27 protein-coding genes are annotated in these 25,508 nt (G+C 65.3%); 16 read left to right on the top strand and 11 right to left on the bottom strand.

Features of this window, described 5'->3' with window-relative positions; translation table 11 throughout:
* Positions 1-10 precede the first annotated feature (10 nt).
* A complete protein-coding gene (locus HNP47_RS02020) occupies positions 11-1,363 on the top strand; it encodes a hypothetical protein (protein WP_184277963.1) in 1,353 nt (450 codons plus the stop codon).
* Positions 1,364-1,455: 92 nt separating this feature from the next.
* Here the strand turns inward: HNP47_RS02020 and HNP47_RS02025 are convergent, their stop codons facing one another.
* On the bottom strand, positions 1,456-2,808 hold the full coding sequence (locus HNP47_RS02025) for an MFS transporter (protein ID WP_184277965.1): 1,353 nt from the start codon (positions 2,806-2,808) through the stop codon (positions 1,456-1,458).
* Positions 2,809-3,018: 210 nt separating this feature from the next.
* Here HNP47_RS02025 and cyoA point away from each other — a divergent pair, with 210 nt between their 5' ends.
* From cyoA to HNP47_RS02060, 7 genes are all read left to right on the top strand, one after another.
* Positions 3,019-4,248: a ubiquinol oxidase subunit II gene (cyoA, locus tag HNP47_RS02030; RefSeq protein ID WP_184277967.1), complete on the top strand. Its 1,230-nt coding sequence runs from the start codon at positions 3,019-3,021 to the stop codon at positions 4,246-4,248.
* Between the two features lie 13 nt (positions 4,249-4,261).
* Complete coding sequence (gene cyoB, locus HNP47_RS02035) at positions 4,262-6,265, top strand: cytochrome o ubiquinol oxidase subunit I (RefSeq protein ID WP_184277969.1); 2,004 nt, start codon at positions 4,262-4,264, stop codon at positions 6,263-6,265.
* Between the two features lie 2 nt (positions 6,266-6,267).
* Positions 6,268-6,891, top strand: a complete 624-nt coding sequence (gene cyoC, locus HNP47_RS02040; RefSeq protein WP_039248366.1) for a cytochrome o ubiquinol oxidase subunit III — start codon at positions 6,268-6,270, stop codon at positions 6,889-6,891.
* Positions 6,888-7,283, top strand: coding sequence for a cytochrome o ubiquinol oxidase subunit IV (cyoD, locus tag HNP47_RS02045; protein ID WP_039248364.1), 396 nt, complete (start codon positions 6,888-6,890; stop codon positions 7,281-7,283). Before cyoC ends, cyoD begins: the two co-directional genes overlap by 4 nt.
* Before the next feature lie 67 nt (positions 7,284-7,350).
* A complete protein-coding gene (locus HNP47_RS02050) occupies positions 7,351-8,049 on the top strand; it encodes an SURF1 family protein (RefSeq protein WP_184277971.1) in 699 nt (232 codons plus the stop codon).
* A complete protein-coding gene (locus tag HNP47_RS02055; protein ID WP_311770003.1) occupies positions 8,046-9,377 on the top strand; it encodes an ATP-binding protein in 1,332 nt (443 codons plus the stop codon). Before HNP47_RS02050 ends, HNP47_RS02055 begins: the two co-directional genes overlap by 4 nt.
* Complete coding sequence (locus tag HNP47_RS02060; RefSeq protein WP_091746448.1) at positions 9,367-9,903, top strand: response regulator transcription factor; 537 nt, start codon at positions 9,367-9,369, stop codon at positions 9,901-9,903. Before HNP47_RS02055 ends, HNP47_RS02060 begins: the two co-directional genes overlap by 11 nt.
* On the opposite strand, the gene HNP47_RS02065 is transcribed toward HNP47_RS02060, so the two are convergent.
* On the bottom strand, positions 9,900-10,337 hold the full coding sequence (locus HNP47_RS02065) for an HIT family protein (protein ID WP_039247356.1): 438 nt from the start codon (positions 10,335-10,337) through the stop codon (positions 9,900-9,902). The genes HNP47_RS02060 and HNP47_RS02065 overlap by 4 nt on opposite strands.
* Before the next feature lie 108 nt (positions 10,338-10,445).
* On the opposite strand from HNP47_RS02065, the gene HNP47_RS02070 reads away from it, so the two are divergent.
* Entirely contained in the window at positions 10,446-10,805 is a 360-nt protein-coding gene (locus HNP47_RS02070; RefSeq protein ID WP_184277973.1) for a phage holin family protein, read from the top strand.
* 3 nt (positions 10,806-10,808) lie between these two features.
* On the opposite strand, the gene cobS is transcribed toward HNP47_RS02070, so the two are convergent.
* Together cobS and HNP47_RS02080 are read right to left on the bottom strand one after the other, a co-directional pair.
* Positions 10,809-11,813: a cobaltochelatase subunit CobS gene (cobS, locus tag HNP47_RS02075; RefSeq protein WP_184277975.1), complete on the bottom strand. Its 1,005-nt coding sequence runs from the start codon at positions 11,811-11,813 to the stop codon at positions 10,809-10,811.
* Positions 11,814-11,984: 171 nt separating this feature from the next.
* Positions 11,985-12,413 carry an organic hydroperoxide resistance protein gene (locus HNP47_RS02080; RefSeq protein ID WP_184277977.1) on the bottom strand — a complete coding sequence of 143 codons (429 nt, stop codon included), beginning with the start codon at positions 12,411-12,413 and terminating at the stop codon, positions 11,985-11,987.
* Between the two features lie 136 nt (positions 12,414-12,549).
* On the opposite strand from HNP47_RS02080, the gene HNP47_RS02085 reads away from it, so the two are divergent.
* Complete coding sequence (locus HNP47_RS02085) at positions 12,550-14,964, top strand: penicillin-binding protein 1A (protein ID WP_184277979.1); 2,415 nt, start codon at positions 12,550-12,552, stop codon at positions 14,962-14,964.
* Between the two features lie 119 nt (positions 14,965-15,083).
* Positions 15,084-16,206, top strand: a protein-coding gene (gene prfB, locus HNP47_RS02090) for a peptide chain release factor 2 (protein WP_099052186.1) whose coding sequence is annotated in 2 segments (ribosomal slippage) — positions 15,084-15,152 and positions 15,154-16,206 — 1,122 coding nt in all. Because the reading frame shifts where the segments join, the coding sequence is not laid out codon by codon here.
* Between the two features lie 76 nt (positions 16,207-16,282).
* Here prfB and HNP47_RS02095 read toward each other — a convergent pair.
* The 4 genes from HNP47_RS02095 to tyrS all read right to left on the bottom strand — a co-directional run bounded on the left by HNP47_RS02095 (position 16,283) and on the right by tyrS (position 19,086).
* Positions 16,283-16,828, bottom strand: a complete 546-nt coding sequence (locus HNP47_RS02095) for a polymer-forming cytoskeletal protein (RefSeq protein WP_184277981.1) — start codon at positions 16,826-16,828, stop codon at positions 16,283-16,285.
* A 114-nt stretch (positions 16,829-16,942) separates the two neighbouring features.
* Positions 16,943-17,404 (bottom strand): peroxiredoxin, encoded by a 462-nt coding sequence (locus HNP47_RS02100; RefSeq protein ID WP_184277983.1) that lies wholly within the window; start codon positions 17,402-17,404, stop codon positions 16,943-16,945.
* Positions 17,394-17,840, bottom strand: coding sequence for a GIY-YIG nuclease family protein (locus HNP47_RS02105; protein ID WP_184279073.1), 447 nt, complete (start codon positions 17,838-17,840; stop codon positions 17,394-17,396). Before HNP47_RS02105 ends, HNP47_RS02100 begins: the two co-directional genes overlap by 11 nt.
* Entirely contained in the window at positions 17,833-19,086 is a 1,254-nt protein-coding gene (tyrS, locus tag HNP47_RS02110) for a tyrosine--tRNA ligase (protein WP_184277985.1), read from the bottom strand. Before tyrS ends, HNP47_RS02105 begins: the two co-directional genes overlap by 8 nt.
* A 399-nt stretch (positions 19,087-19,485) precedes the next feature.
* Between tyrS and HNP47_RS02115 the strand changes: the two genes are divergently transcribed.
* The 5 genes from HNP47_RS02115 to ahpF all read left to right on the top strand — a co-directional run bounded on the left by HNP47_RS02115 (position 19,486) and on the right by ahpF (position 24,377).
* On the top strand, positions 19,486-19,992 hold the full coding sequence (locus tag HNP47_RS02115) for a DOMON-like domain-containing protein (protein WP_184277987.1): 507 nt from the start codon (positions 19,486-19,488) through the stop codon (positions 19,990-19,992).
* Positions 19,989-21,191 (top strand): exo-beta-N-acetylmuramidase NamZ domain-containing protein, encoded by a 1,203-nt coding sequence (locus HNP47_RS02120; RefSeq protein ID WP_184277989.1) that lies wholly within the window; start codon positions 19,989-19,991, stop codon positions 21,189-21,191. Before HNP47_RS02115 ends, HNP47_RS02120 begins: the two co-directional genes overlap by 4 nt.
* A gap of 62 nt (positions 21,192-21,253) precedes the next feature.
* On the top strand, positions 21,254-21,937 hold the full coding sequence (locus tag HNP47_RS02125; RefSeq protein ID WP_184277991.1) for a DUF6624 domain-containing protein: 684 nt from the start codon (positions 21,254-21,256) through the stop codon (positions 21,935-21,937).
* Between the two features lie 107 nt (positions 21,938-22,044).
* On the top strand, positions 22,045-22,608 hold the full coding sequence (gene ahpC / locus HNP47_RS02130; RefSeq protein WP_017504020.1) for an alkyl hydroperoxide reductase subunit C: 564 nt from the start codon (positions 22,045-22,047) through the stop codon (positions 22,606-22,608).
* 179 nt (positions 22,609-22,787) lie between these two features.
* Positions 22,788-24,377 (top strand): alkyl hydroperoxide reductase subunit F, encoded by a 1,590-nt coding sequence (gene ahpF / locus HNP47_RS02135; protein WP_184277993.1) that lies wholly within the window; start codon positions 22,788-22,790, stop codon positions 24,375-24,377.
* Positions 24,378-24,381: 4 nt separating this feature from the next.
* Here the strand turns inward: ahpF and HNP47_RS02140 are convergent, their stop codons facing one another.
* From HNP47_RS02140 to HNP47_RS02150, 3 genes are read right to left on the bottom strand one after another with little or no spacing between them, the layout of a single operon-like run.
* The gene (locus HNP47_RS02140) at positions 24,382-24,657 is read right to left on the bottom strand and encodes a YdeI/OmpD-associated family protein (RefSeq protein ID WP_311770004.1); all 276 of its coding nucleotides are present in this window, start codon (positions 24,655-24,657) and stop codon (positions 24,382-24,384) included.
* A gap of 20 nt (positions 24,658-24,677) precedes the next feature.
* Positions 24,678-25,013 carry a transporter gene (locus HNP47_RS02145; protein WP_184277995.1) on the bottom strand — a complete coding sequence of 112 codons (336 nt, stop codon included), beginning with the start codon at positions 25,011-25,013 and terminating at the stop codon, positions 24,678-24,680.
* On the bottom strand, positions 24,992-25,495 hold the full coding sequence (locus HNP47_RS02150) for a transporter (protein WP_184277998.1): 504 nt from the start codon (positions 25,493-25,495) through the stop codon (positions 24,992-24,994). Before HNP47_RS02150 ends, HNP47_RS02145 begins: the two co-directional genes overlap by 22 nt.
* Between the last annotated feature and the right edge of the window lie 13 nt (positions 25,496-25,508).

Genomic DNA, 25,508 nt, shown 5'->3' on the forward strand with positions numbered 1-25,508 from the left:
GGAGGGCGCGATGACCGACCGTCTCGTTGGATCTCTGGGGGCGCTGGTCGCCGCCTGGGCCGGCATCGCGCCGATGACGCGAGCGCAGGAAACGCAGACTGCCGTCCTGGCGGCTGTCGATCCTGCCCCCGCGCCAGCTGATTGCCCGGACTTCGTGCCGCAGCAGACGCGGTGCTGGTCGGGCAGGGCGGTCAAGGGCGGCTATTATTGGATCGCCGTCCCTCAGGACTGGAATGGATCCCTGATCGTTCACGCGCATGGCGGACCCCGCACCAGCGCACCAGAACCGAACGATCCGCTGGAGGACATGGAGCGTTTCTCCATGACGGTGAAGGAAGGCTTCGCCTGGGCGGGCTCGACCTATCGCCGTGGGGGCTATGGCGTGCGGATGGCGGCGGAAGACACGGATGATCTGCGCCAGATTTTCTGGAATGCCTTCGGCAGGCCACGTCGAACTCTGTTGCATGGCCAGTCCTGGGGCGGAAACGTCGCGGCCAAGACGGCTGAGCTCTACGCCCGCGATGCCGAGGGACAGGTGGTGTGGGACGGCGTCGTCCTGACCAATGGCGTAATCGGCGGCGGGACCCGCACCTACCGTTTTCGCGCCGATTTGAGAGCGGTCTATCAGTTCTACTGCAACAACCATCCACTTCCGAACGAGCCCCAGTATCCGCTGTGGCAGGGGCTGCCGCTAGACAGCGATCTGAACCGGGCGCAGCTGGCGGAGCGGGTCAAGACCTGCACTGGCGTGGGCCTGCCGCTTGCCGAGAGGTCGGCTGAGCAGAAGCGCAATCTTGCGGACATCCTGGCCGTGACGGGCGTGAATGAGGAACAGTTGGTTGCGCATCTGGCCTGGGCGACCTTCCTGTTCCGCGACATGGTTTTGCGCCGTCTTGACGGGCTGAACCCCTTCGACAACAGCCATACGGTTTATCAGGGTTCTCACGACGACGAGGCGTTGAACGCAGGCGTTCAGCGTTTCGCCGCTGATCCGATGGGTGTGGCGCGCTTGGCCTACGACGCCGATCTCAGCGGTCTGATCGTGGCGCCGACGCTGACGATTCACGCCAAGAATGATGCGACGGCCTTTGTCTCCAACGACGCGCTTTACCGGGAGACGGTCGCCGCGGCGGGACGATCGGACCTATTGGTCCAGACGTTCACGGACGAGTCGGAACATAGCCGCCTGTCGCCGCCAGAGTACGTCGGTCTTTTCCAGGCGCTGATGCGATGGCTGGACGAGGGCGTGAAGCCTACGCCCGCTGACGTGGCCATGCTGTGTCAGGTGGCGGCTCCACGCTATGAGGACGGCTGTCATTTCGACACCACGTTCGAGCCGTCGACGGACAGCCGCGCCAACTGAAGCTGCCGCTTCACTTCACAACGATCTGCCCCAAACGCAACACGGCCCGCAGGCGACTGCAGGCCGTGTCTTTCTGTGTGTGACCTGAAAGATCAGGCCGTCTTGGCGCGGTCCTTATCGGAGGAACTGCGGGCCAGTTCGCGGTTCAGCCACAGGGCCACAAGGGTGCAGATGGCGCCCGACAGCAGATAGGCGCCGGCGGCTATCAGGCCGAACTGGCTGGAGATCCACAGGGCCGCCAAGGGCGCAAAGCCCGCGCCGAACAACCAGGCCAGGTCCGAGGTCAGGGCCGAGGAGGTATAGCGGTTCGTCAGGCTGAAGCTGGAAGCCACCGGGCCAGAGGCCTGGCCGAACGACAGGCCGAGCAGGATGAAGCCGGAGATCATGAAGGTCAGCTCGCCGGCCGGGCCGCCGTTCAGCAGTTGCGGCGCAAAGCCCGAGAAGGCGGCGATGCCGGCGGCCGTGATCGCCAGCAAGGTGCGGCGGCCGTAGCGGTCGGCCAGAATGCCCGATGCGAGGATGGCCAGCAGACCGAAGACCGCGCCCACCATCTCGATCAGCAGGAAGCGGACCGGCGTTTCCTTGGTGAACAGGAACACCCACGACAGAGGGAAGACGGTGACCATGTGGAACATGGCGAAGCTGGCGAGCGGAGCAAAGGCGCCGATGGCGATCTTCGGGCCTTCGTCGCGCAGGGCCTGGGTGATCGGCGTAGGCTGAAGCTCGCGCGTTTCGAACAGCTTCTGGAAGGCTGGCGTCACCACGATGCGCAGACGTGCGAACAGGGCCACGACGTTGATGGCGAAGGCCACGAAGAACGGATAGCGCCAGCCCCAGTCCAGGAAGTCGGGCGCCGAGAGCGTGTTCAGGAAGAAGGCGAACAGGGCCGAGGCGACCAGTAGGCCGATGGGCGCGCCCAGTTGCGGGATCATCGCGTACCAACCGCGCTTCTTCTCGGGCGCGTTCAGCGCGAGAAGCGAGGCCAGACCGTCCCAGGTGCCGCCCAGGGCGACGCCCTGGCCGATACGTGTCAGGGCCAGCAGAACCGGCGCCCACATGCCAATGCTCTCATATCCGGGGATGAAGGCGACCGACACGGTGGAGGTGCCCAGCAGCAACAGGGCGGTCGTCAGCTTCGCGCCGCGTCCGAACTTGCGGTCGATGGCGATGAACAGGACGGTGCCCAACGGCCGGGCCAGGAAAGCCAGGGCGAAGACGGCGAAGGAGAGCAGGGTGCCGCCCACCGGGCCGGCATAGGGGAAGATCAACTGCGGGAAAACGACCACCGAAGCGATGGCGTAAACAAAGAAGTCGAAAAACTCGGAAGTTCGGCCGATAATGACGCCGATGGCGATCTCGCCGGCGTCAACCTTGCCATGATCCGTGTGAAGGGCGGCGGCGTCGCGTTCCAGCGACTCTGACGAAGGGGTCGTCGAGGCGGACATGGGCTTGGTCGCTCCGTGTGAGACTGAATTATCGGCCGTACGGCAGGTCGCCGCATTATGACCGGGCGGCCTTTGCGATGAAAGCGGCCTCATGAGGATAGGACATATTGCCCAATGTCGTTCCTGATTGAGCTTGAGTATCCCGCCGCCTACGAACGCCAACCGTCGCGGCGCCTCCCCCTCGCCCGACGCTTTTCGATTGGATCCGCCTTGCGCCGTCTGCGCCTACTTTTGCTCGCGCCCGTCGTGGCCCTGCTGTCGGCCTGCAACCTGGTCGTCCTGAACCCTGCCGGCGACGTCGCATCCCAGCAGGGCGATCTGCTGATGATCTCGACCCTGCTGATGCTGATCATCATCGTGCCGGTGATGGGTCTGATCGTCTTTTTCGCCTGGAAGTATCGCGCGTCGAACAAGGAGGCCGAGGCCGACTATCGTCCCGACTGGGACCACTCCACGTCGCTGGAGCTGGTCATCTGGGCCGCGCCGCTGATGATCATCATCTGCCTGGGCGCCCTGACCTGGGCGGGCACGCACCTGCTGGACCCCTATCGCCCGATCGACCGGATCAAGCCGGGTCAGTCCGTCGAGGAAAGCGTCGAGCCGTTGCAGGTCAATGTCGTCGCGCTCGACTGGAAGTGGATGTTCATCTACCCGCAGTACGGCGTCGCCACGGTCAATGAAATGGCCGCGCCAATCGACCGTCCGATCCGTTTCCACATCACCTCGTCTTCGGTGATGAACAGCTTCTACATCCCCGCCCTAGCCGGTCAGATCTACGCCATGCCGGGCATGGAGACGAAGCTGCACGCCGTCATCAACCGTCCGGGCGAATACGAAGGCTTCTCGGCCAACTATTCCGGCGACGGCTTCTCGCACATGCGCTTCGCCTTCCACGGTCTGGACCAGTCCGGGTTCGACCAATGGATCGCCGGCGTGCGCCAGGGCGGCCAGACGCTGGACCGCGACCGCTACCTGGAGCTCGAAAAGCCCAGCGAGAAGGCGCCCGTCATGCGCTTCGGCGCCGTGGACGGCGCGCTGTGGGACGCGATCCTCAACATGTGCGTCGAGCCGGGCAAGATGTGCATGGGCGAGATGATGGCCATCGACAAACAGGGCGGTCTGTCCATGGCGTCGGTGCGCAACACCATGCCGCTGGTCTATGACAAATACGCCGGTCGCGGAAAATCGCCCGCCTACTTCGGCTCCAACGACAGCTACGTCATGACGATCTGCACCCCGCTGCAGGCCGAGGCGGCCGCCGCCGACCGCATGCGCCGCGCCGAACTGGATACGGTCGCTGGACCGACCAGCCTGGAGCGCCTGACCGGGCAGGGGTTGTCGCCGGGCCAGACTCCGATGGCCTCGCTGACGACGCTGGCCCGCAATCCCTTCGCCACGGGGCCGGTTCCGACCGACGTCCGTTCCGCACCAAACGCCTGAGCGAACACAGTCGATGAACGCTGATCAACTCATTCCGCTAATCTTCGGGCGCCTCACGCTTGAGGCTCTGCCGCTGCACGAGCCGATTCTGGTCGTGACCATGTCGGTCGTGCTGCTGGGCGGCCTCGCCCTGTTCGGCGCCCTGACCTATTTCAAGCTGTGGGGCTATCTCTGGAAGGAGTGGTTCACCACCGTGGACCACAAGAAGATCGGGATCATGTACATGATCCTGGGTCTGATCATGTTCGTGCGCGGCTTCGCCGACGCCATCATGATGCGCCTGCAACAGGCGATGGCCTTCGGCGGGTCCGAGGGCTACCTGAACGCGCACCATTATGACCAGATCTTCACCGCCCACGGCGTGATCATGATCTTCTTCGTGGCCATGCCCCTGGTAACGGGCATCATGAACTATGTCGTGCCGCTGCAGATCGGCGCGCGCGACGTGTCCTTCCCCTTCCTCAACAACTTCAGCTTCTGGATGACCACGGCCGGCGCCATCATCGTCATGGCCTCGCTGTTCGTGGGCGAGTTCGCGCGCACCGGCTGGCTGGCCTATCCGCCTCTGTCGGGCATCGGCTACAGCCCCGGCGTCGGGGTCGACTACTACATATGGGCGCTGCAGATCGCGGGGGTCGGGACAACGCTGTCCGGCATCAACCTGATCGCGACGATCGTGAAGATGCGCGCGCCCGGCATGGGCATGATGAAGATGCCGGTCTTCACCTGGACCTCGCTGTGCACCAACGTGCTGATCGTGGCGTCCTTCCCGGTCCTGACCGCCGTCCTGGCCCTGCTGACGCTGGACCGTTACGTCGGCACCAACTTCTTCACGAACGACTTCGGCGGCAACCCGATGATGTACGTGAACCTGATCTGGATCTGGGGTCACCCCGAGGTCTACATCCTGATCCTGCCGCTGTTCGGCGTCTTCTCGGAGATCGCGTCGACCTTCTCGGGCAAGAAGCTGTTCGGCTACACCTCCATGGTCTACGCCACGGTCGTCATCACGATCCTGTCCTACCTGGTCTGGCTGCACCACTTCTTCACCATGGGCTCGGGCGCGTCGGTGAACAGCTTCTTCGGCATTACGACGATGATCATCTCGATCCCCACGGGTGCGAAGATCTTCAACTGGCTGTTCACGATGTACCGCGGGCGCATCCGCTTCGAGCTGCCGATGATGTGGCTGGTCGCCTTCATGCTGACCTTTGTGATCGGCGGGATGACAGGCGTGCTGCTGGCGGTGCCGCCGGCCGACTTCGTGCTGCACAACTCGCTGTTCCTGGTGGCCCACTTCCACAACGTCATCATCGGCGGCGTGCTGTTCGGCCTGTTCGCGGCGATCAACTTCTGGTGGCCCAAGGCCTTCGGCTTCAAGCTGGACAAGAAGTGGGGCCTGATCAGCTTCTGGTGCTGGGTGCCCGGTTTCTGGCTGGCCTTCCTGCCGCTGTACGTGTTGGGCCTGATGGGCGTGACGCGCCGGATGCGAGTGTTCGACGATCCCTCGCTGCAGATCTGGTTCGTGATCGCCGCCATCGGCGCCGGCGTGATCGCTTTGGGCATCGCGGCCATGTTCATCCAGTTCGCCGTGTCGATCATCAACCGCGACAAGCTGCGCGACACCACGGGCGACCCGTGGGGCGGCCGCACGCTGGAGTGGGCGACCTCGTCGCCGCCGCCGGCCTACAACTTCGCCGCCACGCCCTACGTCCATGACGCCGACGCCTGGTGGGACATGAAGAAGCAGGGCTATCAGCGTCCGCTGAGCGGCTACAAGGCGATCCACATGCCCTCGAACACCGGGGCGGGGATCATCATCTCGGGCCTGTGCCTGGTGATGGGTCTGGCCTTGATCTGGTACATCTGGTGGCTGGCCGCCATCAGCTTCATCGGGGTGTTGGCCGTCTCGATCGGTCATACCTTCAACTACAAGCGCGACTACTACATCCCCGAGGATGAGGTCCGCACGACAGAAGAGGCGCACACCCGCGCCCTGGCCGGAACGGAGGCCTGATCATGAGCGCGACTGCGACCGAGATCGACCGGACCGTCTTCCACCTGGAAGAGGAGCCGCACCACGAGGAAGGTTCCAGCACCATGCTGGGCTTCTGGCTCTATCTGATGAGCGACTGCCTCATCTTTGCGATGCTGTTCGCCGTGTTCGGCGTGCTGGGCGGCAACTACGCCGCCGGGCCGGGGCCCAAGGAGCTGTTCGACCTGGAGCTGGTGGCGATCAATACCGCCATGCTGCTGTTCTCGTCGATCACCTATGGCTTCGCCATGCTGGCGATGGATCGCAACAACCAGCGTCAGACGCTGGTCTGGCTGGCGATCACCGGCCTGTTCGGCCTGGCCTTCCTGGGGATCGAACTCTACGAGTTCGCGCACCTGATCCATGAGGGCGCGACGCCGCAACGCAGCGCCTTCCTGTCGGCCTTCTTCACCTTGGTCGGCACCCACGGCCTGCACGTCACATTCGGCATCATCTGGCTGGTGACGTTGATGGTTCAGGTCAGCATGAAGGGCCTGATCCCCGCCAACAAACGCCGCCTGATGTGCCTGTCGATGTTCTGGCACTTCCTGGACGTCATCTGGATCGGCGTCTTCACCTTCGTCTATCTGCTGGGCATGCTGCGATGAGCGCCGACAAGAACGACCACAGCCCTGAGTCTCACGAGACCGACCATCTGGGCCACGAGGGGCACAATCACGGCTCCTTCAAGAGCTACATGATCGGCTTCGTGCTGTCGGTGATCCTGACGGCCATCCCGTTCGCCCTGGTCATGACCGGCGTTCTGCCGACCCAGGCGACGGCCCTCATCGTCATGGGCTTCGCCGTGGTGCAGATCGTGGTTCACATGATCTACTTCCTGCACATGAACTCCAAGTCCGAGGGCGGCTGGATCATGCTGGCGCTGATCTTCACCATCATCGTGGTGGTCATCGCCCTGTCGGGTTCGCTGTGGGTCATGTACCACCTGAACACCAATATGATGCCCATGACGCACGACATGGCGCAGATGGGCGGCTGAGGTCGAGATCACGGACCCGTCCTCAGCCCCGGCCGGCGGCAAGGCCAGACGTTCGCGATCCTTCCGCATGGCGGTCGTGGTCGCGGGCTTGGCGTTGTTCGTCGGCTTTCTAGCGCTGGGCGGGTGGCAGGTTCAGCGTCTGGTCTGGAAGACCAATCTGATCGCCCAGGTCGATGCGCGCGTTCACGCGACCGCCGTTCCAGCGCCTGGCCCGACCCAATGGGCTGCGGTGACGCGCGAAAAGGATCAGTACCGCCGCGTCACGATTCACGGTCGATTCCTGCACGACAAGGAAACCCTTGTTCAGGCGGTGACCGACTCCGGTGGCGGCTTCTGGGTCGTGACGCCTCTGGTCGACGACCGGGGCTTCACCGTCCTGATCAACCGAGGCTTCGTGCCCGCAGGCCGACGCGATCCGGCCGTCCGCGCCGATGGTCAGGTCGAGGGGCCACAGACGGTGACGGGACTGCTCCGGATCACCGAGCCCAAGGGCGGCTTCCTGCGCGCCAATGATCCCGCCGGTGATCGTTGGCGGTCGCGCGACGTCGCGGCGATCGCTGCACGGCGGGGCCTGACGAGCGTCGCGCCCTATTTCATTGACGCGGACGCCAGTCCGAACCCGGGCGGATTGCCGCGCGGAGGACTGACGGTGATCCGGTTCGCCAACAGCCATCTGGTCTATGCACTGACCTGGTTCGGCATGGCGCTGCTGACTTCGGTCGGTCTGTGGCTGTTCCTGCGCGACGGCAGGCGCAACAGGTCGTGACGACGACAACTTTGCAAAGACTGCTGGGCCTGGGGCTCAGAGGCGGGGTCGCGACACACGGCGGGGCCAACCGCCGCAACATGCTGCTGCTGATCCAGCTGCGCTGGCTGGCGGTCGCCGGGCAGGTGGCGACGATCCTGCTGGTCCAATATGTGATGCGGATCCCCCTGCCGGTGCTGTGGCTGCTGGCGGCGCCGGCGGGTCTGGTGCTGGTCAATCTGGTCAGCGCGCCTTTGACCGTGCGCCGGCAGGAGGTCGAGGATCAGGCGCTAATGATCGCCCTCCTGGCGGATGTGGCGGCGCTGACCTGGCTGCTGTTCCTGACCGGGGGCGCGGCCAATCCGTTTGTGGCGCTGTATCTGCTGCAAGTTGTCTTGGGGGCGGTGCTGCTGGCGCCGGTCTATGCCTGGGCGCTGATCGCCATCACCAGCCTGTGCTTTGCCGGCCTGGGCCTGCATTCCCGGCCGCTGAACCTGCCGCCGGCGCGCGAGGATTCGCTGCTTAGCCTCTATCTTCAGGGCAGTCTGATCTGTTTCGTTCTGATGGCCGTGCTGCTAGTGCTGTTCGTCACCCGGATCAGCCAGAACCTGCGTGAGCGCGACGCCTCCATGGCCGCCCTACGCCAGCAGACGGCCGAGCATGATCATATCGTCCGCATGGGCCTGCTGGCGTCGGGCGCGGCGCATGAGCTGGGGACGCCGCTGGCTTCGTTGTCGGTGATCCTCAGCGATTGGAAGCGGATGCCGGCCCTGACCCAAGACGCCGACCTGGCCCAGGACATGACGGTGATGCGGGCCGAGGTCGAACGCTGCAAGGCCATCGTCACCGGCATCCTGATGTCGGCCGGCGAGGCGAGGGGACAGGCGCCTGAGCGCACAACACTGCGGGCCTTCGTCGCCGATGTGGTGGCCAGTTGGAACGGCGACGGCGTGGCGGTGCAGATCCGCGACGAACTGGCCCAGAACCCGTCGATCATCGCCGACCCAGCCCTGCGTCAGGTGCTGGGCGTGCTGTTCGACAATGCGGTCGAGGCCGGAGCGAGCCGCATCACCGTGAGCACAACGCGCACGGACGAGCATTTCGGCATCGCGGTCCGCGACGACGGACCCGGCTTTCCGCCGGCGATCCTTCAGGCCTGGGGCAAGCCCTACAACTCGACCAAGCCCAGGCCCGGCGCGGGTCTCGGCCTCTTTCTGCTCATGAATGTGATCCGGTCGCTGGGCGGACGGGTAGAAGCCTCCAATCCCCCGGCGGGCGGCGCAGAAGTGCGTCTGACCCTGCCGCTTTCGGCCTTGGCTCCGACGGACGAGATCACGCATGACCGATGACGCCAGATTGCTGCTGATCGTCGAGGACGACGAGTCGTTCTCGACCACCCTGCGACGCTCGTTCGAACGGCGTGGCTATACGGTCGTCAGCGCCGCCAGTCCCGATCAGATGACCGAGGTGCTGAAGACGCATCGCCCCGGCTATGCGGTCGTCGATCTGAAGCTGGGCGGGCATTCCGGCCTGACCTGCGTCGAGGCTCTTCACGCCTTCGACCCCGAGATGAACATCGTCGTCCTGACCGGCTTCGCCAGCATCGCCACGGCGGTCGAGGCGATCAAGCTGGGCGCCCGGCACTATCTGGCCAAGCCCGCCAGCACCGATGACATCGAAGCCGCCTTCGGCCGAGCCGACGGCGACGCCGAGACGCCGCTGGGCACGCGCCCCACCTCGATCAAGACGCTGGAATGGGAGCGGATCCACGAGACGCTGGTGGAGACCGACTTCAACATCTCGGAGGCGGCGCGGCGGCTGGGCATGCACCGCCGCACCCTGGCGCGAAAGCTGGAAAAGCGCCGCGTCACCTAGTCCAGTTCGGCCGCGATCCGGTCGGCCAGCGCCCGCAAGGTCGCCGTATCCGCCATCGGCGCATGGCCGTGACCCTTCATCTCGCGATCGGCCCAGCGCGGCACGATGTGGAAATGGAGATGGAAGACCGTCTGTCCGCCCGCCTCGCCATTGAACTGCAGGATCGACAGGCCTTCGGGCTTCAGCGCTTTCTCGACCGCCTTGGCCGTGCGTTGCAGGGCGGCGGTCACGCGGGCCAGCACCTCGGGCTCGATCTCCAGCAGATTACGGGCCTGGGACTGTTTGGCGATGATCAGGACGTGGCCTTCCGACTGGGGAAAGACGTCCATGAAGGCAAGGACGTGGTCGTCCTCCCACACCTTAACCGACGGAATGTCGCCGCGCAGGATCTTGGCGAAGATGTTGTTGGTGTCATAGGCGCCGTGCAGGCTCATGGGCGGTCTCCGTGCGGTTCTGACCTTCGATAGCAGCGCCGTCACTGAAGGGGGAGCCTTCGTCCACCTCGTGCATTATGGTCACGCTTGAACGTAACGAAGCCCGTCATGATCCGTTTCATCATCCAGGCGCTGGTCACGATGGCGGGCCTGTGGCTGTCCGCCCAGATCGTGCCGGGCGTTGATTTCACCAGCACCGGGTCGCTGATCGCGGCGGCTATCATTCTGGGCCTGGTCAACGCCTTCGTCCGGCCGATCTTGGTCGTGCTGACCTTCCCGATCACCGTCGTGACGCTGGGCCTGTTCCGGCTGGTCGTGAACGCCGCCATGATCGGGCTGACCTCCGTCTTCCTGGACGGCTTCCGGGTCGACGGCCTATGGGCCGGCATCGGCGCGGCCATCGTCACCGGCATCGTCAGCTGGATCGCCGGCGCCTTCATCGGCGGCGGTGAAGAGCCGCGGGGTTGAGCCTTACCCCACCTTCACCCGCGTCGCCGCCTCGGGCAGGTCCTCGCCGAAGGCGCGCTGGTAGAACTCGGCGATGGTCGGGCGTTCCAGCTCGTCGCACTTGTTCAAGAAGGTCAGGCGGAAGCTGAGGCCCAGGTCGTCGTTGAAGATCTGGGCGTTCTGGGCCCAGGTGATGACGGTGCGGGGCGACATGACGGTTGAGATGTCGCCGTTCATGAAGGCGTTGCGGGTCATGTCGGCGACGCGGACCATGGCGGCGATGCGGCGGCGGCCCTCGGCGTCCTTCCACTCGGGCACCTTGGCGGCGACAATCTCGGCTTCCACGTCGTGATCGAGGTAGTTGAGCGTGGTGACGATGTTCCAGCGGTCCAGCTGGGCCTGATTGATCTGTTGCGCGCCGTGATACAGGCCCGTCGTGTCGCCTAGGCCGATGGTGTTGGTCGTGGCGAACAGACGGAAATAGCGGTGCGGGCGGATGACGCGGTTCTGGTCCAGCAGGGTGAGGCGACCCTGGGCCTCCAGCACGCGCTGGATCACGAACATCACGTCGGGCCGGCCGGCGTCGTATTCGTCGAAGACCAAGGCGATAGGGCGTTGCAGCGACCAGGGCAGGATGCCCTCGCGGAACTCGGTGATCTGCTTGCCGTCCTTCAGGACGATGGCGTCCTTGCCGATCAGGTCGATCCGGCTGACGTGGCTGTCCAGGTTCACCCGCACCAGCGGCCAATTCAGTCGGGCGGCGACCTGTTCGATGTGGGTCGACTTGCCGGTGCCGTGATAGCCCTGGACCATGACGCGGCGGTCGAAGGCGAAGCCGGCGCAGATGGCGATGGTCGTCTGCGGATCGAAGCGATAGGCCTCATCGATCTCGGGCACATGGCTGTCGCGCTCGTCGAAGGCGGGCACGGTCATGTCGCTGTCCACGCCGAAGGCTTCGCGCAGGGTCACGCGGCGATGTGGTTCGAGCGTCAGCAGGGGATCGGGGGAGGCGTCGAGCGGGGAGGTCATGCCTGTGCGATTAGCGCACGTTTCGGATCACTTAAACCCCGCTCGTCCCCGCGAAAGCGGGGATCCAGTTCTTTTGGTCGGCAGTGCGTTGGACGATGACCTGTTGAAGACGGCAGCGATCATCGCCCAAAGCACTGGGTCCCCGCTTTCGCGGGGATGAGCGGAAGTCGTTTACTTGGCTTCCAGCCGAACATCGACGTTGTTGCGGGTGGCGTTGGAGTAGGGGCAGACCTGGTGCGCCTTCTCGATCAGGTCGTCGATAACGGCCTGGTCCAGGCCGTGGTCGGTGACGGTCAGGTCGACATCCAGGTTGAAGCCGTCACCCTTGGTGTTCTTGCCGAAGCCGACGCCAGCGGTGACCTTGGTGTCAGGGCTGACGGGCGTGCCGGCCTTGCCGCTGACCAGACGAAGCGCGCCGAGGTAGCAGGCGGCGTATCCGGTGGCGAATAGCTGCTCCGGATTGGTGCCGTCGCCGCCCTTGCCGCCCATCTCGTTCGGTGTGGACAGTTTGACGTCGATCTTGCCGTCATCGGTGGCCGAACGGCCATCTTCGCGGCCTCCGCCCGATGCCGTTGATTGGGCGCGATACAGAACTTCCATGGCAGGCTCCTTGGGTTGGGATGCTTGAGATGGGAGCTTAACGGCGGACGGGAAGGGGGCGTTGCATCGCGGCTCTAGCCATCGACCGGCGACGCGGGCTAAAGCACCCTTTCGGGGCGCGTCGTCGGAGTACGCAGTGAAGATTGCCGAACGCTGGTTCGTGTGGGCGGGCATGGTTCTGCTGGGCGGCATCGCCCTGGCGGGGTTGGTCGTCGCCGTCTATGCGGCGTGGCTGTTCCACGACCTTCCCGATGCGTCGGAGCTGGCTGACTATCGCCCGCCGACCGCGACGCGCGTCTATGCCGGCGACGGCACCCTGATCGGCGAGTTTTCGGACGAGCGCCGAATCTATGTCTCCTACGACCAGATCCCCCAGCCGGTCATCCACGCCTTCCTGGCGGCCGAAGATCGCAATTTCTTCCAGCATGGCGGCATCGACGTGGGCGGCATCGGCCGCGCGTCGCTGAAGAACGTTTTCAACCTGGCGTCGGGACGCCGACTAGAAGGCGGCTCGACGATCACCCAGCAGGTGGCCAAGAACGTCCTGCTGACCAACGAATCCAGCCTGAACCGCAAGCTGAAGGAAGCCATCCTGGCCAATCGCCTGGAGGCGACCTTGTCCAAGGAACAGATCCTCGAGCTGTATCTGAACGAGATCTTCTTGGGCTATCGCTCGTTCGGCATCGCGTCGGCGGCCTACAACTATTTCGGCAAGTCGCTGGCGCAGCTGACGCCCGACGAAGCCGCCTTCCTGGCGTCCCTGCCCAAGGGGCCGAACAACTATCACCCCAAGCGTCACCCAGGGGCGGCCAAGGGCCGTCGTGATTGGGTGCTGGGCGAGATGGAGCAGAGCGGCTGGCTGACGCCTGAACAGCTGGTCGAGGCGCGCGCCAAGCCTCTGGTCACGCGAGATGCGCCGCAACGGTCGGATTACAAGGACGCAGACTTCTTCGTTGAAGAAGCGCGCCGCCAAGCCGCCGCCAACCCCCAGTTCGGCGAGCAACTGCGCGCCGGCGGCTTCTATATGCGCACGACCCTGGACCCGACGCTGCAGACGGCGGCGCGTCGGGCCCTGATGCAGGGACTCGAAAACTACGACCGTCGTCACGGCTGGCGCGGCGGGTGGGGCACGACCGACTTCGCCGACGGCTGGCAGGCGGTCGCGCTGAAGGAACAGGCGCCGCCCGAGCGCCGCAGCTGGCAGGCCGCGGCCATTGAAAGCGTCAGCGGCAATACGGTGCGCATCCGCACGGCCCGCGACGACAAGTCCGGCACGCTGCTGGCGTCTGACGCCGCATGGGCCAACGCCAATCGCCAGCTGAAACGCGGCGAACTGATCTTCGTGGAGCCGCAGGGCGGCCAGTTCGCCCTGAAACAGGTGCCGCGCGTCAACGGGGCGCTGGTCGCCATCGAGCCGCAGTCCGGCCGCGTGCTGGCGATGGTCGGCGGCTATTCCTATGCCCTGTCCAGCTTCAACAGGGCGACCCAGGCCCGGCGCCAACCCGGCTCGGCGTTCAAACCGTTCGTCTATGCGACGGCGCTGGAGGGCGACTTCACCCCGGCGTCGATCGTGTTGGATGCGCCGATAAGCTTCGCCGGCGGTCCCAACGGCACGCGCTGGACGCCAGAGAACTACAGCCGCCAATACTATGGCCCTCAGACGCTGCGGCGCGGGCTGGAGTTGTCGCGCAACGTCATGACGGTGCGGCTGGCCCAGTCGGTGGGCATGAAGAAGATCGTCGATCAGTCGGCCAAAATGGGTCTGCCGGGCATGACGCCGAACCTGTCGGTGTCGCTGGGCGCCGGCGAGGTCACGCCGCTTGAGATCACGGCCGCCTATTCCGCCTTCGCTAACGGAGGCCGGCGAGTGACGCCCTATTTGATCGACTATGTTCAGGACCGCGACGGCGAGACCATCTTCCGCGCCGACAACCGCGGCTGCCGCGAATGCGGACGGGGCTTCTCGGGCCAGGAATCGCCACGCCTGCAGCAGCGCGGAACCCAGGTCATCGACCCGATCACCGCCTATCAAATGAGCTCCATGCTGGAAGGTGTCGTTCAGCGCGGCACCGCCGCCAGCGCGCGTGGCCTCGGCCCCTGGGTCGCGGGCAAGACGGGCACGACCAACGAATACCGCTCGGCCTGGTTCGTGGGCTTCACCACCGACATCGTGGTCGGCGTCTTCATCGGCTTTGACGACAACCGCTCTCTGGGATCCGGAGAAGCCGGCGCGTCGGCCGCCGTGCCGGTCTTCACGGAGTTCATGCAGACGGCGTTGAAGGAACGGCCGGCTCGCCCGTTTGTGCGGCCCAAGAACGCCATCTTCCGCACCGTCAACGGCATCGAGGAGGCCTTCCGCCCCGGCACCGAGCGCCAGGCTCCGCCGCCGCGCCCGACCGGCCCGGCCCAGCCCGTCGGACCGCAGAACTACTATGAGGTGATCCGCCGCGAGCAGGAGGCCGCAAGCGGCGCGCCCGCCTCGACGCCGGCACCCACCGCGCCGCCGCCGCCCAAGAAGGCGCCGGCCGAGGACTTGAGCGGATTGTACTGAGGCTCTAGGTAGGCCTTTCGAACGGCGCGTCCTCGTGGCGCGCCGTTTTCCATTAATCCTGCCCTGTCGCGTGGCCTGCGGGCCTCGCGACTTGAGGGCGTTGTGTCGCGGAGATTGCGATGAGACCGGATGTCGAGGCCATGAAGGCCGACATCGAGCAGAGCGTCGCTCTGCTCAGGAGGCGTCTTTGACTGGGATGTCGCTCTAAGAAAGCTCGACGAGCTGAACGCGCGGGTCGAAGATCCGACGCTGTGGGACAAGCCCGACGAGGCTCAGGCCGTCAGCCGTGAACGCTCGCAGCTGGAAGGCAAGATCAACACCGTCAAGGCGATGGAGCAGGACCTCGAAGACGGGGTGATGCTGGCCGAGATGGCGGACGAGGAAGGCGACGAGGGCGCGCTGGAAGACGCCCGCGCGTCGCTGCGCGGCATCAAGGAACGCGCCGCCCGCGCCGAGCTGGAGGCCCTGCTGTCCGGCGAGGCCGACGGAAATGACGCCTATCTGGAAGTGAACTCCGGCGCCGGCGGCACCGAGTCAAACGACTGGGCCGGCATGCTGCTGCGCATGTATTCGCGCTGGGCGAAGGCGCACGGCTACGAGGTCACGATCGAGGCGCACGAAGAGGGCGAGCAGGCGGGGGTCAAGTCGGCCACCATCCTGATCGAAGGGCCCAACGCCTATGGCTGGCTGAAGTCGGAATCGGGCGTGCACCGCCTGGTCCGCATCAGCCCCTATGACGCGGCGGCCAAGCGCCACACCAGCTTCGCCTCCATCGGGGTGTCGCCGGTCGTGGACGACGCGATCGAGATCGACATCAACCCCTCGGACGTGCGCACCGACACCTATCGCGCCTCGGGCGCTGGCGGTCAGCACATCAACAAGACCGACTCGGCCGTGCGCCTAACGCACACCCCGACCAACACCGTTGTGGCCTGCCAGGCCGGCCGGTCGCAGCACCAGAACCGCGAGATGGCCTGGAAGATGCTGCGCGCGCGCCTGTACGAGCTGGAACTGCAGAAGCGTGAGGCGGCGGCTCAGGCGCTGGCCGACGCCAAGACGGACATCGGGTGGGGTCACCAGATCCGCTCCTATGTCCTGCAGCCCTATCAGATGGTGAAGGACCTGCGGACCGAAGTTGAGACCTCGGACACCCAAGGCGTGCTGGACGGCGACCTGGACGCCTTCATGGGCGCGGCCCTGGCCCAGCGGGTCGGCGAGACCCGCGGATCGAGCGTGGACTGACGGAAAAGGGCGGCTCCAACGAGCCGCCCTTTTTGTTTTGGGCTTCCGGCTTTGCGGCCGTTCGCATTCGACGCGGTCAGGCGGCGGTCTTGTCCGCCTTGTCGGCCTTCGGCGCGGGGGCTTCCAGCATGGCGGCGCCGGGGGTGTCGCGCTTGGCCTGGTTGCAGCGGCCCTGGAACCAGGCGCCCTGGTCGATGGCGAGCTGTTCCTGGGTGATGTCGCCCTCGACACGGGCAGTGGCGTGAAGCTTGACCTGCTTCGCAACGATGGCGCCCGAGACGCGGCCGCGCACGTCAAGGACGTCGGCATGGACCGTGCCCTCGACCGAGCCGCCTTCGCCGATCACGACGCGCGAGACGCGGACGTCGCCCTTCAGCGAGCCGTCGACCTGAAGCTCGCCGGCGCCGGAGATGTTGCCTTCGTATTTCACGCCGGCCGACAGGGTCGACAGATTGCTGGACCGGGCCGCCGGACGGGCCGGTTCGGGCGCGCGCGGCGCAGGCGTCGTGGCAGGCAAGGAAGGTGTGCTCGCAGCCGTCGGCGTGGGCTTGGTTGGTTCGGGCGCCGGGGGGATGCCCAGGCCGTTCGATCCGCTGTCGTAGGATTTGCTCTTGGTGAACATGGTGCGCTCCGCATCTGCCAGCCAAGGCCGGCCAAGCCCCTATTAGCCCCGACGCCCACTAGGCCGTGCAGGAGGGGCCAAGGTCAAGCATCGCTTCCGAACGGCGCTCGCTGATCACAGGGCCCTGGCGGCCTCCAGCACGGCGGCAGCGTGGTCGGAGACCTTCACATTGCGCCAGGCCTTGGCGACGCGGCCCTCGGCATCGATCAGGAAGGTGGCCCGCTCGATGCCCATATACTCGCGGCCGTAGAGCTTCTTCTGCACCCAGACGCCCCAGGCCTCGCAGGCGGCGCCGTCCTCGTCGGAGGCGAGGGTGACGGCAAGATCGTATTTGGCCTTGAACCTGTCGTGCTTCTTCACCGTGTCCTTGGACACGCCGATAACCGGAACGCCCAGCGCGGCGAATTCAGAGGCCAGGGCGGTGAAGTCCTGGGCCTCACGCGTGCAGCCAGTCGTGTCGTCCTTGGGGTAGAAATAGACGACGGCAGGCTTGCCCTTCAGGGCGGAGAGGGTGACGCGGCCGCCGCCGTCCGTGGGCAGGTCGAGGGCGGGCGCGGGCTGGCCTTCATTGATCATTCGGTGTCTCACTCATTCCGCTCATCCCCGCGAAGGCGGGGACCCAGTCCTTTGCGTCCTTCAGGCCGCCAAGGCGAAAGTCATCGTACAAATCGAGCCAGTTCGGATTTTCCTTTTCGATCATCCGAAGCTTCCAGTCTCGATTCCATTTCTTGATCTGCCGTTCCCGGCGGAATGCGGCCTCACGCGTTTCGTGAACTTCGAACCAGACCAGCAGATCCACGTCATACTTTGCCGTGAAGCCGGCGAACGTCTTGTGTCTGTGCTGCGCGACACGCTGGATCAGATCATCGGTCGAACCTGTATAGAGCGTTCCATTTCGGCGGCTTGCGACGATGTAAGGTGAAGAACGCCATGCTTTGACATCGTCTGGGTCCCCGCTTTCGCGGGGATGAGCGGAAGTAGGAAATCTGGCGGGATTGAGAGAGTTAGACAGGCCTCACCAGAACGATCTTTTTCTTGCCGGCCGCCAGTTTGATGACGCCGTCCTTGAGGTCGGCTTCGGTCAGCAACTGGGCGCCGTCGGACACCGCGGCGTCGTTGAGGCGCAGACCGCCGCCCTGAGCCAGGCGACGGGCCTCGCCGTTGGAGGCCGTCAGGCCGGCCTTGGTCACGACAGCCGCGATCATCGCGCCGTAGACCTCAGCCGACGGAAGTTCGACGGTCGGCAGGTCGGCGGACAACTGGCCTTTTTCGAAGGCGCTCTCGGCGGCGGCGCGGGCGGTTGCGGCGGCCTCGGCGCCGTGCAGCATGGTCGTTGCGGCGTCGGCAAGGGCCTTCTTGGCGTCGTTGATGGCCGCGCCTTCCAACGCTTCGTATTCCGCGATCTGCTCCAGGCTCAGGTCCGTGAACAGGCGCATGAAGCGGCCGACGTCGGCGTCCTCGGCGTTACGCCAGAACTGCCAGTAGTCGTAGGGGCTGAGTTGTTCGGCGTTCAGCCAGATGGCGCCCTGAGCGGTCTTGCCCATCTTGCCGCCGGATGCCGTGGTCAGCAGCGGCGTGGTCAGGCCGAAGGCGGCCTTCTGATCCACGCGGCGCACCAGATCCACGCCCGAAGTGATGTTGCCCCACTGATCCGAGCCGCCCATTTGCAGGGTGACCTTGTGGCTGCGGTTGAGCTCCAGGAAGTCCACCGACTGCATCAGCATGTAGTTGAACTCAAGGAAGGTCATGGGCTGCTCACGCTCCAGCCGCAGCTTGACCGAGTCGAAGCTCAGCATCCGGTTGACGGTGAAATGGGTCCCGAAGTCGCGCAGGAACTGGATGTAGCCGTAGGTCGAAAGCCAGTCGTCGTTATTGACCATGACCGCATCGGTCGGGCCGTCGCCGAAGGTCAGGAATTTGGCGAAGACCGTCTTGATGGAGTCGATGTTCGACTGGATCGTCTCTTCGGTCAGCTGGGGGCGCGACGTGTCCTTGCCGGTCGGGTCGCCGACCTTGGTGGTGCCGCCGCCCATCAGGACGATGGGCTTGCCGCCCGCCTGCTGAAGCCGGCGTAGCATCATGATCTGGATCAGGCTGCCGACGTGCAATGACGGCGCAGTGGCGTCGAAGCCGATATAGCCCGGCACCACGCCCGCAGCGGCCGCCTCGTCCAATTCGACGGGGTGGGTGATCTGATGGATGTAGCCGCGCGCCTGGAGCGTGCGCAGGAAGTCGGATTTGAAGGCGTGTTCGGTCATGGTGTGGCTGGGTTAGCAGGGATGACGAGGGTCGTCTTCCCCTAGTCGAGGCGGCGTTCGCTGTTCAGACGGTGCGGATGAAAAACACCGTCTAAAGTGTCTAATTCGTCTAATCGCGGTCGGCGCGAAATTGCACTGCACCCGGAAAACACGTGCAAAATGCAAGATGGTGCAATTTATGCGTAGCGGCTTTGGGCATGGCCCGCCCATTGTAGCGCCGTTTTGAGGCGCGACAGGCTGGACGACGTTGGTTCACTGTAAGGCGTTGTAAAGCCATCTGATACCTTCGGCAGATGCGATGGCTGGCGGATTGCGCCGACGGGGCCGCGTGAGAATTGTGTTGTTCAGGATCACGGCGGCGGCTTTGACCCACGACCGGGCTGCGCATACGAAGCCTCTATGCGCCTGCCTCTGATCCCGCACCCGACATCCAGCCCTGAGGGACTGACGCTGGAGGTCGAGGCGAGGCGAGCGGGGCGGGTGCTGAGCCTGGAGTATGTGCTGGCCGGACCGGTGGAGAGGGTGTGGCGGCCGGAGGCGGCGGCGCGGGTGCGGACGGACGGGCTGTGGCAGGCGACCTGTTTCGAGGCGTTCGTGCGGACGGCGGGCGGCTATGTCGAATACAATCTGTCGCCGTCGGGGGCGTGGGCGGCCTATCGGTTCGACAGCTATCGCGAGGGGATGCGGGATCTGGAGATGCTCGCGCCCTTCATCGTGACGCGGTCGGCGCCCGGACAGTTCGTGCTGACGGCGGACGTGACCTTGCCTGAGGATGCGGGCGATGCCGTGGGGTTGGCGGCGGTGATCCGGGGCGTGGACGGGGCGATCGGCTATTGGGCGCTGGCGCATCCTTCGGATAAGCCGGACTTTCATCATCCCGACTCGTTCGCGCTGGACCTGACATGAACTTCGGCCTCGACCGCCTTTTGTCCGACGACGCCCTGAGGGCGCAGCTGAAGGGGCGGCGCGTGGCCTTGCTGGCGCATCCGGCGTCGGTGACGAAGGATTTGACCTACGCGGTGGACGCTTTGGCCGCCTGGCCCGAGATCAGTCTGACCGCCGCCTTTGGCCCGCAGCACGGGATGAAGGGCGATCTGCAGGACAATATGATGGAAAGCCCGGATTATCGTGATCCGGTGCACGGCTTTCCCGTCTTCAGCCTGTACGGCGAGGTGCGGCGGCCGCGCGATGAATGGATGGCCGAATTCGACGTGCTGCTGGTCGATCTGCAGGACCTGGGCTGCCGCATCTACACCTATGTGACGACCCTTCTGTACGTGCTGGAGGCGGCGGCGAAGCACGGCAAGTCGGTCTGGGTGCTGGACCGGCCCAATCCGGCGGGGCGGCCGGTCGAGGGGATGACGCTGAAGCCCGGCTGGGAAAGCTTCGTCGGGGCCGGGCCGATGCCGATGCGCCACGGCATGACGATGGGCGAACTGGGCCTGTGGTTCATCGACCAGTTCAAGCTGACTGTGGATTACAAGGTGGTGGAGATGCAGGGCTGGGCGCCCGAGGCGGGGCCGGGCTTCGGCTGGCCGCAGCTGGACCGGTCGTGGGTCAATCCCAGCCCGAACGCGCCGAACCTGTCGATGGCGCGCGCCTATGCGGGCACGGTGATGCTGGAAGGCGCGACCCTGTCGGAAGGGCGGGGGACGACACGGCCGCTGGAGCTGTTCGGGGCGCCCGATATCGATGCGCGGGCGGTCATCGCGGAAATGCAAGCCTTGGCGCCGGACTGGCTGGGCGGCTGCATCTTGCGCGACATGTGGTTCGAGCCGACCTTCCATAAGCACGTCGGAAAGCTGTGCAGCGGGGTGCAGATCCACGTCGATCACCCTGGCTATGACCATGCCGCCTTCAAGCCGTGGCGGGTTCAGGCCCTGGGCTTCAAGGCGATCCGGCGGTTGTATCCAGACTACGACCTGTGGCGGGATTTTCCGTACGAGTATGCCTTCGGCAAACTGCCTATCGACGTGATCAACGGCGGGTCGGGCCTGCGGGAATGGGTGGACGACGCAGCGGCGACGCCCGGCGATCTGGATGCCGCAACGCAGCCGGACGAGGGGGCGTGGGAGGAGGCCCGGAGACCGTTCCTGCTGTATTGAAGCCCGCCCAAACTTCGCCATGAACGCGGCATCACCTCGCGGTTGGATTGTGGAGGGGCGTCATGATTGGAATGATCCTAGCGGCCGCGCTGTTGTCGCAGCAGGCGCCTGCCGGCCTGAGCGCCGAGGCGAGAGCGCTTGTTGCGCCAGTCGCTGAGGCGATCGCAGCCGAGAAGGCGCGGCAGGCCGCCTTGCCGCCGCCAACGACAGATCGTGAGCGGCTCGAACGTATGGGCGCGCTGGATCAGGTCGGCAGGCGCGCGTTTACGGTGCTGGATTTCAGCGCCCTGCCTGCCGACGAGCGGCAATCCGCTGAGACCTTGGCGTGGGCGGACATCAACGCGGTGGACAAGGCCTTGCTGGACGAGCTTTTGACCATGGTTCCGGCTGAAGGGTGGTTCAGGAAATCGGTGTATGGAGAAAGGGCTGCGGGAGCCGCCTTCCTGATCATTCAGCATTCCGATCTGGAAAACTGGCGACGGTTCGTTCCCGTGCTGGAGCCGCTGGTCGCGCAGGGCGAGGTCGAGGGTCAGAGCTATGGCCTGATGTACGACCGGCTGGCGATCAACGAAGGCCGCCCGCAGCGTTACGGCACGCAGATGACCTGCAAGGAGGGGCGCTGGGTGGTCGACACGCTGGAGGATCCCGAGCGCGTCGAGCAATGGCGCCGTGAGATGAAGTTTCCATGGACGCTGGCGGAATATGAGGCGCGCTTCAGGGACTATCCGCCTTGCACCCAACAATAGGCGGCATAACCAAAATCTATTGCGCATCTGCAAATAAGTGATTGGGCTTATTTGGTGCGGTGCGGTAGGGAGGGGGCCTCCCAACCACCTTGCATTGGATTTTGCGCATGGCCCTCATCAACACGACCATCAAACCCTTTACGGCCGAAGCCTATAAGGGCGGCAAATTCCTGACGGTCACGGACGCCGACGTCGCGGGCAAGTGGGCGATCTTCTTCTTCTATCCGGCAGACTTCACCTTCGTGTGCCCGACCGAGCTGGAAGACCTGGCCGACCACTATGCCGAGTTCCAGAAGCTGGGCGTCGAGATCTATTCGGTGTCGACCGACACCCACTTCTCGCACAAGGCCTGGCACGACTCGTCGCCGGCGATCGGCAAGATCGAATACACGATGCTGGGCGACCCGTCGGGTCTGGTGACCAACAACTTCGACGCCATGCGTCCGGGCGTGGGCCTGGCCGACCGCGCGACCTTCCTGGTCGATCCGGACGGCGTGATCCAGTTCACCGAGACGACGTCGGAAGGCATCGGCCGCAACGCCGCCGAACTGCTGCGCAAGGTCAAGGCCGCCCAGTATGTGCGTTCGCACCCCGGTGAAGTCTGCCCGGCCAAGTGGGAAGAAGGCGAAGCCACCCTGGCGCCGTCGCTCGACCTCGTCGGCAAGATCTAAGACCCCAAGTTGGGCCGGCGGCGTTTCGATGTCGCCGGCCGGGACGCCTGATCCTGTCGGGCGTTCGCAGAGGCCGCGGGGTGCGTAGCGTTTCCAGCCCCGCGGCCTTTTTGCGTCCTGTCCTCGCCCGAAGCGGCTTGAAGGCGGCGCTCAACCTATTGAATTTCGAGGAGCATCCGATGCTAGACGCCAATCTGAAATCCCAGCTCGAAGCCTACCTCAAGAACATCGTCCATCCCGTCGAACTGGTCGCCTCGCTGGGCGCGGGGCCCAAGTCGATCGAGCTGAAGACCCTGCTGGAGGAGATCGTCTCGGTCTCGCACGGCAAGGTGGAGATGGGCCGCGACTATGACGACGAGCGCCAGCCCAGCTTCCTGATCCGGCGCAAGGGCACGGACATCGGCGTGCGGTTCGCGGGCATTCCGCTGGGCCACGAGTTCACCTCGCTGGTGCTGGCCCTGCTGCACGTCGGCGGCCATCCGTCCAAGGCGGCGCAGGAGGTGATCCAGCAGGTCAGGGACCTGGACGGCGACTATGTGTTCGAGACCTATTTCTCGCTGTCGTGCCAGAACTGCCCGGACGTGGTGCAGGCGCTCAACCTGATGAGCGTGATCAATCCGCGCATCAAACACGTCGCCATCGAGGGCGGCCTGTTCAAGGACGAGGTCGAGGAACGCAAGATCATGGCCGTGCCGACGGTCTTCCTGAACGGCGAACTGTTCGGTCAGGGCCGGATGGAGCTGGAGCAGATCGTCGCCAAGCTGGATTCCGGCGCCGAGGCCCGTGCGGCCGAGCGTCTGAAGTCCAAGGATCCGTTCGAGGTTCTGGTGGTCGGCGGCGGGCCGGCCGGGGCGGCGGCCGCCATCTATACGGCGCGTAAGGGCATTCGCACAGGCGTCGTCGCCGAACGCTTCGGCGGACAGGTGCTGGACACAATGGCGATCGAGAACTTCGTTTCGGTCCCCTACACCGAGGGGCCCAAGCTGGCGGCCCATCTGGAGCAACACGTCCGCGAGTATGAAGTGGACCTGATGAACCTGCAGAAGGCGGCCAAGCTGATCCCGGCCAAGGTTGCGGGCGGCTTGCATGAGGTGGTGCTGGAGAACGGCGCCAGCCTGAAATCACGGACCGTCATCCTGTCGACCGGCGCGCGCTGGCGCCAGATGAACGTGCCTGGCGAGGATCAGTACAAGAACAAGGGCGTGGCCTATTGCCCGCACTGCGACGGGCCGTTGTTCAAGGGCAAGCGGGTGGCGGTGATCGGCGGCGGCAACTCCGGCGTCGAGGCGGCGATCGACCTGGCGGGCATCGTGGCCCATGTGACCCTGATCGAATACGACAGCGAGCTGCGGGCCGATGCGGTGCTGCAGCGCAAGCTGGCGAGCCTGCCGAACGTGCGGATCGTGACCTCGGCCCTGACGACCCAGGTGCAGGGCGACGGCGAGAAGGTGACGGGCCTGTCCTACAAGGACCGCAACTCCGACGCCCATCACGACGTCGATCTGGAAGGCATCTTCGTGCAGATCGGTCTGGTCCCGAACACCGAATGGCTGCACGGCGCGGTGGGCCTGACCCCGCGCGGCGAGATCGAGGTGGACCACCGCGGCGAGACCTCGCAGCCGGGCATCTTCGCCGCGGGCGACGCGACGACCGTGCCCTACAAGCAGATCGTCATCGCCATGGGCGAGGGGTCAAAGGCGGGTCTGTCGGCCTTCGACTACATGATCCGCACCGAGCCGGCGAAAGAAGCGGTGGTCGAACCGGCGTGATCGCTTAACGGTGAGGGCAACCGGGCCAGCAGCAGGGGCGGCGTTTGCCGTCGCTTAAGCTCGCCCGGCCCCAATCCAGCCGTTTGCGCCGGGTTTCCGACTTCTTGGCGGACTCGATCCAGCAGATCCATTCGTTGCGGGCCAGGGGTGTGATGTCGCGCCAGGTCGCCAAGGCTTCGGGCGCGGCGACCAGCGATGCGCGCAGGTCGTGCGACAAGTCGTGAACCACGCCGCCGGGGATGTCGGTCGCATCGGCCAGGCCCATTTGTCGCAGCGACACGTCTGATCCGCAACGGCGATCTAGAACCGTCGTGCAAGACCGACGCCGAACTCCACATCCGGACTGTCGTCGTTCAGGCCGAAGTTGAGGCCGAAATCCAGCTGGGCGTCGGGCAGGGACGGGGGCGACCAGACGGCGGTCAGGTCGAAGGTCGACGGCGTGGTCGGGGCGACGGCATCATCGTCGCGGCTGATCCAGAGTTCGGCGCCAACGTCCCATTGGCCGAAGCCGCGTCCCACGCCGGCGACCATCGTATAGGCGCCATGGCGGCCGTCGCGCTGCGCGTCCGAGACCCAATCGATCTCGGGCGACAGGCTCAGGGTCCAGTCGTCGTTCAGCGGGATGGAGACCGGCACGATGACGCCGCCCTCGAAACCGTCGGCGCGAATGTGCGCGCACCTGTCGGCGCGGTGATGAAGCCGGAAATCGCGACGGACAGGCCCGAGCCATCGGGGTTCTTCAGCGAATGGCGCAGGCCGAGACTGAGATCGCCGATGCCCTCAGCCACATCACGGTCGCCGGTCGCGCGGTCGAGGGTTCGTTCGTGGTTCCAGGTCGTGAGCCCAAGCTGAAGCTCAGTCAGGCCCGTCAGCCCATAGCGCACGGACAGATCGCCGGCGTCCCAGGTGTCGGTCCGTGTGCTGTCGTCCGTCTGACGCGCGCCGTCGAACAGGCCGAGCTCGACCTGCCAGCGGCCCTTGGCGAGGATGCAGGCAGGCGTGCCCTTGCCGGGGCGATCGGCGCAGAAATCGCGCTCTGGCGCGGGAGTCGACTGAGCCGCCACGGCCGTGGGCAAGGCCAGGGAGGCGATCAAGGCGATCAGAAGGGGCGGACGCATGGCGAATCTCGCA

Origin of the sequence: Brevundimonas vesicularis, from assembly GCF_014204545.1 — a bacterium.
Classification (GTDB): domain Bacteria; phylum Pseudomonadota; class Alphaproteobacteria; order Caulobacterales; family Caulobacteraceae; genus Brevundimonas; species Brevundimonas vesicularis_B.

What these genes read in the sequence shown, in the direction of transcription:
- HNP47_RS02120 (WP_184277989.1), top strand. Translation starts at nt 19,989, where the DNA reads ATGAACTTCGGCCTCGACCGCCTTTTGTCCGACGACGCCCTGAGGGCG.
- HNP47_RS02100 (WP_184277983.1), bottom strand. Translation starts at nt 17,404, where the DNA reads ATGATCAATGAAGGCCAGCCCGCGCCCGCCCTCGACCTGCCCACGGAC.
- HNP47_RS02115 (WP_184277987.1), top strand. Translation starts at nt 19,486, where the DNA reads ATGCGCCTGCCTCTGATCCCGCACCCGACATCCAGCCCTGAGGGACTG.
- cyoC (WP_039248366.1), top strand. Translation starts at nt 6,268, where the DNA reads ATGAGCGCGACTGCGACCGAGATCGACCGGACCGTCTTCCACCTGGAA.
- cyoB (WP_184277969.1), top strand. Translation starts at nt 4,262, where the DNA reads ATGAACGCTGATCAACTCATTCCGCTAATCTTCGGGCGCCTCACGCTT.
- HNP47_RS02020 (WP_184277963.1), top strand. Translation starts at nt 11, where the DNA reads ATGACCGACCGTCTCGTTGGATCTCTGGGGGCGCTGGTCGCCGCCTGG.
- ahpC (WP_017504020.1), top strand. Translation starts at nt 22,045, where the DNA reads ATGGCCCTCATCAACACGACCATCAAACCCTTTACGGCCGAAGCCTAT.
- HNP47_RS02025 (WP_184277965.1), bottom strand. Translation starts at nt 2,808, where the DNA reads ATGTCCGCCTCGACGACCCCTTCGTCAGAGTCGCTGGAACGCGACGCC.
- cyoD (WP_039248364.1), top strand. Translation starts at nt 6,888, where the DNA reads ATGAGCGCCGACAAGAACGACCACAGCCCTGAGTCTCACGAGACCGAC.
- HNP47_RS02150 (WP_184277998.1), bottom strand. Translation starts at nt 25,495, where the DNA reads ATGCGTCCGCCCCTTCTGATCGCCTTGATCGCCTCCCTGGCCTTGCCC.
- HNP47_RS02050 (WP_184277971.1), top strand. Translation starts at nt 7,351, where the DNA reads ATGGCGGTCGTGGTCGCGGGCTTGGCGTTGTTCGTCGGCTTTCTAGCG.
- HNP47_RS02060 (WP_091746448.1), top strand. Translation starts at nt 9,367, where the DNA reads ATGACCGATGACGCCAGATTGCTGCTGATCGTCGAGGACGACGAGTCG.
- cobS (WP_184277975.1), bottom strand. Translation starts at nt 11,813, where the DNA reads ATGACCTCCCCGCTCGACGCCTCCCCCGATCCCCTGCTGACGCTCGAA.
- HNP47_RS02095 (WP_184277981.1), bottom strand. Translation starts at nt 16,828, where the DNA reads ATGTTCACCAAGAGCAAATCCTACGACAGCGGATCGAACGGCCTGGGC.
- tyrS (WP_184277985.1), bottom strand. Translation starts at nt 19,086, where the DNA reads ATGACCGAACACGCCTTCAAATCCGACTTCCTGCGCACGCTCCAGGCG.
- ahpF (WP_184277993.1), top strand. Translation starts at nt 22,788, where the DNA reads ATGCTAGACGCCAATCTGAAATCCCAGCTCGAAGCCTACCTCAAGAAC.
- HNP47_RS02070 (WP_184277973.1), top strand. Translation starts at nt 10,446, where the DNA reads ATGATCCGTTTCATCATCCAGGCGCTGGTCACGATGGCGGGCCTGTGG.
- HNP47_RS02125 (WP_184277991.1), top strand. Translation starts at nt 21,254, where the DNA reads ATGATTGGAATGATCCTAGCGGCCGCGCTGTTGTCGCAGCAGGCGCCT.
- HNP47_RS02080 (WP_184277977.1), bottom strand. Translation starts at nt 12,413, where the DNA reads ATGGAAGTTCTGTATCGCGCCCAATCAACGGCATCGGGCGGAGGCCGC.
- HNP47_RS02065 (WP_039247356.1), bottom strand. Translation starts at nt 10,337, where the DNA reads ATGAGCCTGCACGGCGCCTATGACACCAACAACATCTTCGCCAAGATC.